Raw genomic sequence first — 6,122 nt, 5'->3', positions numbered from 1 at the left:
GGCTGGGGGCGGGTTTGTCCAGGTCATAGTTGGGCGTGTCGTCACTGAACGGAATCGGCGGAAACAACAACCAGCCGCCGTCCTTCTCGATCAGCTTCTGCACGTAGTCGCTGCGGTAGTCAGCCTGGAAGGGCAGCTGCCCGCCGAATTCCTGTTCGGTGTGGCGCTTGAAGACCGGGAAGTACCACTGGCCCTGATAGCTGACCATCAGCGGCTTGTCGTTGGCGATCAGTTCGCCGCCCAGGGTCATCAGGAACAGGCCGACAAACAGCCAGAGCGACCACCAGCCCCGGCGGTTTTTCTTGAAGCGCTCGAAGCGGCGACGCGCCAACGGTGAAAGCTTGAACATCAGGCGTTCCTCGCGGCGAAGTCGATACGTGGGTCGACCAGGGTGTAACAAAGGTCGCCGACCAGTTTTATCAAAAGGCCGAACAGGGTGAAGATGAACAGCGACCCGAACACCACCGGATAGTCCCGGGATACCGCCGCTTCGTAACTCATGCGGCCCAGGCCGTCGAGGGAGAAAATCACCTCGATCAGCAGGGAGCCTGCAAAAAACACACTGATGAGCGCCTGGGGAATGCCTGACACCACCAACAGCATGGCATTGCGGAACACGTGTCCATAGAGCACCCGTCGTTCACTCAAGCCCTTGGCCCGGGCGGTGACTACATACTGGCGGGTGATTTCATTGAGGAACGAGTTCTTGGTCAGGATGGTCAGTGTGGCGAAGCCGCCGATTACCAGCGAGGTCACCGGTAACACCAGATGCCAGAAGTAGTCAGCTACTTTGCCCAGGGTCGATAGCGAGTCGAAGTTGTCCGAGACCAGTCCGCGAACCGGAAACCAGTTCAGCGAAGTGCCACCGGCAAAGACCACGATCAGGAACATTGCAAACAGGAACGCCGGCATGGCATATCCGACGATGATCGCGGTACTGCTCCAGATGTCGAACTGGCTGCCATGGTGCACAGCCTTGCGGATGCCCAGGGGAATCGACACCAGGTAGGTGATCAGCGTCGCCCAGAGCCCGAGGGAAATGGTCACGGGCATCTTTTCGAGGATCAGGTCGGTGACGGTGGCGCCGCGGAAGAAGCTCTTGCCGAAGTCCAGGCGCGCGTAACTGGTGAGCATCAGCCAGAGGCGTTCGTGTGCCGGTTTGTCGAAACCGTACTGTTTTTCAATGTCCTTGATCAGCTGCGGATCGAGTCCGCGACTGGATCTGGACTTGCCGCTCATGGCTTCGCCGGAACCGCCGCCAACCGCTGCGCCGCCAATGCCTTGCAGGTGCGCGATGGCCTGTTCGACCGGCCCTCCTGGCGCCGCCTGGACAATGACAAAGTTGACCAGAAGAATGATCACCAGCGTCGGAATGATCAGCAGCAGGCGCCGCAATATGTAAGCCCACATCAGTGCGGCCCTCCGGGTTTGCCACGGCTGATACGTTCGGCCGTCATCTGTTGGTTGGTCAATGGCGTGGTGCTCATCTCCCACCAGCTCTCGATGGCTTCGTCATTGCTCGCCTGCACGTTCGGGATGCCGAAGCGGTTCCACCACACTGTCGAGGTGCCCGGCGGGTAATAGTTGGGAATCCAGTAGTAATTCCATTGCAGCACCCGATCCAGGGCATGGGCGTAATGCAGCATGTCGGCCTTGGTATTGGCACGGATCAGCCCGGTGATCAGGGTGTCCACCGCCGGGTTCTGCAACACCATGTAGTTGTTTGATCCTGGGTCGGTGGCCGCCGCCGAACCGAAGTAATTGAGCAGTTCGCCCCCCGGAGAGGTGGTGACGGGGTAGCCGGTGACGATCATGTCGTAGTCGCGGCTCATCAGGCGATTGACGTACTGGGACGAGTCGATGCGGCGGATGTTCAGGTCGATGCCGATCTGTTTCAACGTGCGTTTATAGGGCAGCAGCAGACGGTCCATGCCGTTCTGACTGACCAGGAACGTGAAGCTCAACGGCTCGCCGTCGGCATTGACCAGTTGGTCGCCATCGGGTTTCCAGCCGGCCTGTTCGAGCAAGTCCAGGGCTTGCAGTTGCTTGTCGCGGATCACGCCGCTGCCATCGGTCTTCGGCGCTTCGAACACCTTGGTGAAGACTTCGTCGGGAATCTGCCCGCGCAGCGGTTCGAGAATCGCCAGCTCACCGGCATCCGGCAGTTGCCGGGCCGCAAGATCGGTATTGGAGAAAAAGCTCTGCTGGCGGATGTACATGTCGCGCATCATCTGCCGGTTGCTCCACTCGAAGTCCCACAGCATCGCCAGCGCCTGGCGCACGCGACGGTCCTGGAACATGGGCTTTTGCAGATTGAACACAAAACCCTGGGCCGGCTGCGGTGCTTCGGTGGCGAGGTGGGCTTTTTGCAGGCGACCATCACTCAGGGCCGGGCTGTCGTAGCCGATGGAGTAAGCGGTGGCGGAAAATTCCCGGTTGTAGTCATAGGCGCCACCGCGCAACACCTGGCGCGCCACGTCGGTATCGCCGAAGTATTCGATGCTGAAATGATCGAAGTTGTACAGGCCACGGCTGACCGGCAGGTCCTTGCCCCACCAATCGGGATTGCGCTCGAAGGTGATGCTGCGTCCGGAGTCGATCTTGCCGACTTTATAGGGGCCGCTGCCTAGCGGCGCCTCATAGCCGCCGCCATTGGCGAAATCGCGACTCTTCCACCAGTGTTCGGGAAACACCGGCAAGGTCGCGATATCCAGGGGCAGGGTGCGATTTTCGTTGTTCTTGAAATCAAAACGGATAGTCAGCGGCGATTCCACTTCAACGCCTTTGACGTCGGCGAACTGGGTGCGGTAACGCAGGCTGCCCTGGGTCATCAGCAGGTCGAAGGTGTAACGCACGTCTTCGGCGGTAATCGGCTTGCCATCGGCAAAACGCGCCTTGGGGTTAAGGTAAAAGCGCAGGGACAGGCCATCATCGGCGCGTTCCATCTTTTCTGCCACCAGGCCGTACACGGTGTACGGTTCGTCCAGCGAGCGCTGGGCCAGTGGTGAATAGAGCAGGCCGTCGATCTGCGTGACGCCGATGCCTTTGTCGATGTAAGGCAACACATGGTCGAACTGACCGATTTCGATCGCGGAGCGCCGCATCGTGCCGCCCTTGGGGGCCTGCGGATTGGTGTAGGCGAAATGGCCGAAACCGGCAGGGTATTTCGCCGGTTCGCCATAAACGGTCAACGCATGCTGCGGTTCAGCATTCACAGCAGCGGCACCCATCAGCAGGGCCACGGCAGTGAATAATAAGGTAGGGAAAGCCAGTCGCATTGTCAGCCTTGGAGCCGGGTGGTCGTTAACGACAATTTGTACGCTAGCGGCGCGTCCCTCGCCAGCCGAATTACGCACCTGAAATACAACGGCCCACCAAAAGGCGGGCCGTTGCGAGAGTAGCTCAAGCGTCGATCAGTCCTGACGGCTGGTCACTTCCAGCAGGTGGTAACCGAACTGGGTCTTGACCGGGCCCTGGACCACATTGATCGGTGCGCTGAAAACCACGGTGTCGAATTCCTTGACCATCTGGCCCGGGCCGAACGAACCCAGGTCACCGCCCTGGCGGCTGGAAGGGCAGGTGGAGTTTGCCTTGGCAACTTCGGCGAAATCGGCGCCAGCCTCGATGTGGGCCTTGAGTTCATTGCACTTGTCTTGCGAGGCAACAAGGATGTGACGGGCAGTGGCTTTAGCCATGGAAAAAATACTCCTTTCAATACTCGATAAAGTGCTGAGCCTACCGGATTCAGTGAGCTATTTCTCCTCAAAGTTCCGTTACACGCAGGATCCACGGCAGGTGGCACCTCAAAGGCCGGCGTCTCTCAAGCGTTCGGCATGCTGGACATACAGTTCGATCGGGTCGACACCTGTGCGCAACTGGCCGGTCGGTTGGCCTATGGTGTCCAGATGATCCAGCGCATAGTCGGAACGGATAACCGTACCCAGATGGGAGCTGAAGCGTCCGACCAACCCGTCGTTCTGCTCGCTTTCCACGACGAAATAACGGGAAAGGGCCCGGCAGAACGCGTTGAACGGATCGAGCGCATTGAGCCCTGCCTCAAGAGCATTCGACTGCAACACGCCGCTCCACGAGTAGTAACGCACACCGTTGACCTGCTCGCGCCCCTTGCCACCCCAGAGGGTGGGCAGCCCTTGCGGGTATTTGTCGTTGAATGCGCCTACGCCTTCGGTGGTCAGCGCATTGAGGGCCGCAATGGCGTTCTGCGGTTGGCACTGTTTGTCGCTCAATGTTGCGAGGAAGTCGGCGAACAGGGTCACCACTGTTTCGGCCACATGTTCCGGCAGGCTGCCTGGTGCCAATGCCTTGCGCAGGAAATCGGCCAGTTCCGAGCCATGGTTCGGACCGCTGACGGACGTCACCGACGCCACGCTGTGCGGCGCTATCGCTGCAGCATAACGTGCGGTCAGTGCGCCCTGGCTATGACCTATGAGGTTGACTTTATGTGCACCGGTTCCTTCCAGTACCCGCTCGATCTGCGTGAGCAATTGGTCACCGCGTACCTCGTTGTCATGGGTGGCCGACAAGTAGGGGACGAACACCCTTGCTCCGGCGTTCCTCAACGCCTGCCTGATGTCGTGAAAGAGTCCGAACTTGCCGATTCTTTCGAAGCCGAAAAGGCCGTGGACCAGCAGTATTGGATAACAGGTGCTTGCATTCCTTTGCATGTTCATACCTTTGCACAGAAGTTCGTTGGGACTGCATGGCGTTTCACTCTAAAACACTCGAGGTTGGCGCGATGTATGAAAAGTCCGCCGGAACTTGCGGAAAGCGGAATAGCACAAGTGCGAATGCTCAAGAGCGGCTGAGGCCTTAATCGGAATAAATTGAGGACTTTTCACGGCAATCAGGTTGCTGCTGGTCAACGACCTACTTCGCATGTATCGATTTTCCGAGCGAGCCAGGGTGAGCGGCCGACATCACGGCTGTTTGCCGTGAAGTTAAATAGTCGTCATCCAAAGCCGACCACCTGTTCGGTGTTTCTTCCAGGGACTGGAGCGAATGAATGACTATTTATGAACCCGATACCTTGAGTCTCGCGCAGCAACCATTACCACCCCCAATACTTGAACAGGCGGAAAACGGCGTTCTGAACCCCTCTGACAGAAAAGCCGTCATCAGGGTCCTGCCTTATCCGGGCATGACCTGCGGTGACAAATTGCTATTGAATTGGGCGGGTCTGGACGCTGATGGCGTCGCCTGCAACCATCAGGTGGTGCGTTACGTCAGTGAGGACCGGGTCGGCGAGGACATGATCTTTGCCGTGGGTAGCGCACATATTGCGACGCTGGACGGTGGTTCACTCGAGCTCGGTTACTCACTCGCGAGCACCCGTTTTGCCGAGCCCGTGCACTCCCAACGTTTGCAACTGAGTGTGGGTGATGTGCAATCCGACCTGTTGCCTGCGACAGTGAACGATGCGGTGGGTAGAACGCTTGATCCGGATCGGGTGAAAGAAGGGGGGGTCGTTACGATCAAACCTTATGCACGCATGGCGGCGGGCGACTGGGTGATGCTGACCTGGGCTGGCGTTTCGGTCGAAGGAAGTTTCAGTGATGCACTCAAGGTCGAGTCCTTTGCTGTGGGGGAAGAATTGTCGTTTTGGGTCAGCCCGGAATGCATTGCGCCGAATCTGGGCTCCTGCGTATCCATCGACTATTGCGTCAGGCAAGCGGGTCAAGGGCCTCGTTACTCTGAAGTAACGGCACTGATGGTTGAGACCCTGGAACGGCGACCACTGCCAGAGCCCATTGTGCTGGAGGCCGACGAAGGTTGGGTGGATCTGCAGGATGCGCAGGATGGCGTGACCGTCGTCATCGAAAACGCCAGGGCGGATAAAGGTGAACGGATTGACCTGAGATGCGACGGGGAGAAATTCAATCACTGTAACGAGCGCGAAATAACCAGAGACACTGCGGGCGAGCCGTTGGTGTTCATCGTTCCCTACCCGTTCTGGAGGGAACATCGAGATTCCACGATCCGTGTTTCCTATTCAGTCGAGCGCCTTGACGGAACCCGCCAGCAATCCGCAGTGACACGTATTCAAGTGCAGTCCGTGCTGGGACATTGACTGCCATTTGCCCTCCAGTCCTGGCGTGAAGACC

At 58.5% G+C, this 6,122-nt stretch carries 5 protein-coding genes and 1 pseudogene; 1 reads left to right on the top strand and 5 read right to left on the bottom strand.

Translation table 11 applies throughout. The features are described 5' to 3' along the window. The 5 genes and pseudogenes from KGA81_RS24780 to KGA81_RS24760 form a co-directional block, all read right to left on the bottom strand. Positions 1-349: pseudogene (locus KGA81_RS24780) on the bottom strand (ABC transporter permease); the annotation flags it as partial. Next, positions 349-1,410, bottom strand: a complete 1,062-nt coding sequence (locus tag KGA81_RS24775; protein WP_223549375.1) for a microcin C ABC transporter permease YejB — start codon at positions 1,408-1,410, stop codon at positions 349-351. The pseudogene KGA81_RS24780 and the gene KGA81_RS24775, both read right to left, overlap by 1 nt. Next, positions 1,410-3,278: an extracellular solute-binding protein gene (locus tag KGA81_RS24770; RefSeq protein ID WP_223549373.1), complete on the bottom strand. Its 1,869-nt coding sequence runs from the start codon at positions 3,276-3,278 to the stop codon at positions 1,410-1,412. Before KGA81_RS24770 ends, KGA81_RS24775 begins: the two co-directional genes overlap by 1 nt. Before the next feature lie 135 nt (positions 3,279-3,413). Next, positions 3,414-3,695 (bottom strand): peptidylprolyl isomerase, encoded by a 282-nt coding sequence (locus KGA81_RS24765; RefSeq protein WP_223549371.1) that lies wholly within the window; start codon positions 3,693-3,695, stop codon positions 3,414-3,416. Between the two features lie 108 nt (positions 3,696-3,803). Next, positions 3,804-4,685 (bottom strand): esterase/lipase family protein, encoded by an 882-nt coding sequence (locus KGA81_RS24760; protein WP_223549369.1) that lies wholly within the window; start codon positions 4,683-4,685, stop codon positions 3,804-3,806. A 338-nt stretch (positions 4,686-5,023) separates the two neighbouring features. Between KGA81_RS24760 and KGA81_RS24755 the strand changes: the two genes are divergently transcribed. Continuing rightward, complete coding sequence (locus KGA81_RS24755; RefSeq protein ID WP_223549367.1) at positions 5,024-6,088, top strand: hypothetical protein; 1,065 nt, start codon at positions 5,024-5,026, stop codon at positions 6,086-6,088. Positions 6,089-6,122 lie beyond the last annotated feature (34 nt).

Source organism: Pseudomonas sp. A-B-19 (assembly GCF_019947515.1).
Classification (GTDB): Bacteria; Pseudomonadota; Gammaproteobacteria; order Pseudomonadales; family Pseudomonadaceae; genus Aquipseudomonas.
The sequence above is the reverse complement of the archived record's forward strand: the minus strand, read 5'-3'. Positions and strand labels throughout refer to the sequence as shown.

Bases quoted from the DNA above. Each gene is read 5' to 3' on its own strand.
- KGA81_RS24765 (WP_223549371.1), bottom strand. From the start codon at position 3,695: ATGGCTAAAGCCACTGCCCGTCACATCCTTGTTGCCTCGCAAGACAAG.
- KGA81_RS24770 (WP_223549373.1), bottom strand. From the start codon at position 3,278: ATGCGACTGGCTTTCCCTACCTTATTATTCACTGCCGTGGCCCTGCTG.
- KGA81_RS24760 (WP_223549369.1), bottom strand. From the start codon at position 4,685: ATGCAAAGGAATGCAAGCACCTGTTATCCAATACTGCTGGTCCACGGC.
- KGA81_RS24775 (WP_223549375.1), bottom strand. From the start codon at position 1,410: ATGTGGGCTTACATATTGCGGCGCCTGCTGCTGATCATTCCGACGCTG.
- KGA81_RS24755 (WP_223549367.1), top strand. From the start codon at position 5,024: ATGACTATTTATGAACCCGATACCTTGAGTCTCGCGCAGCAACCATTA.